Source organism: Komagataeibacter kakiaceti JCM 25156, assembly GCF_000613305.1.
Genome location: NZ_BAIO01000731.1, coordinates 1 through 906, shown reverse-complemented (window position 1 = coordinate 906; position 906 = coordinate 1). Strand labels below are relative to the sequence as shown.

2 pseudogenes are annotated in these 906 nt (G+C 68.9%); both read left to right on the top strand.

What is annotated here, in order from left to right:
* A pseudogene (gene pyrB / locus JCM25156_RS18400) lies at positions 1–312 on the top strand (aspartate carbamoyltransferase catalytic subunit); the annotation flags it as partial.
* Positions 309–906, top strand: a pseudogene (locus JCM25156_RS18395) (dihydroorotase); the annotation flags it as partial. The pseudogenes pyrB and JCM25156_RS18395, both read left to right, overlap by 4 nt.

The window sequence follows — 906 nt, the reverse complement described above, 5'->3', positions numbered from 1 at the left end:
ACACCATGGAAGACGGGGCTGCGGGGCGTGGATGTGGTCATGATGCTGCGCGTGCAGCGCGAACGGATGAAGGGCACGCAGGTGCCCAGCGCGCGCGAATACTTCCGCTTCTACGGGCTGGACAGCAGGCGTCTGGCGCTGGCGCGGCCGCATGCGCTGGTCATGCATCCCGGCCCGATGAACCGGGGCGTGGAAATTGACAGCCGCGTGGCCGATTCCGAGCAGAGCGTGATCCGTGAACAGGTGGAAATGGGGGTTGCGGTGCGCATGGCGGTGCTGGACCTCCTCTCACGCGGGGGGGACGGGGCATGAAGCCGGTCGTATTTGAAAATGTCCGCCTGATCGACCCCGCCAGCGGGCTCGACCGCGCCGGTCGCCTGCTCGTGCGCGATGGCGTGATCGCGGGCATCGACCTGCCGGGGGCCGAAGGCCGGCCCGAAGGCGCTGAAACCATTGACGGCCAGAACCAGCTTGTCCTGTGCCCCGGCCTGGTGGACATGCGGGTCACGATTGGCGAGCCCGGCTTTGAATACCGCGAGACCGTGGCCTCCGCCGCGCGTGCGGCGGTGGCCGGTGGCATCACCACCATCGCGGTGCTGCCCAATACCAGCCCGACCATCGACAACCCGGCCCTTGCCCGCCTGCTGCGCGCGCGTGGGGAGGAAACGGGCATGATCGACATCCTGCCCTATGGCGCGCTGACCCGTGACTGCGCGGGCGTGGAAATGGCGGAAATCGGCCTGCTGGCAGAAGCGGGGGCCATCGCCTTCACCGACGGGCCGCGCGCCATTGCCGACAGCCGCATGATGCGCCAGATGCTGACCTACGCCAAAGGCTTCGGCGCGCTGATCATCCAGCACCCCGAAGACCCGTCGCTCGCGCGCGGCGGGTGCGCGACCGATGGCG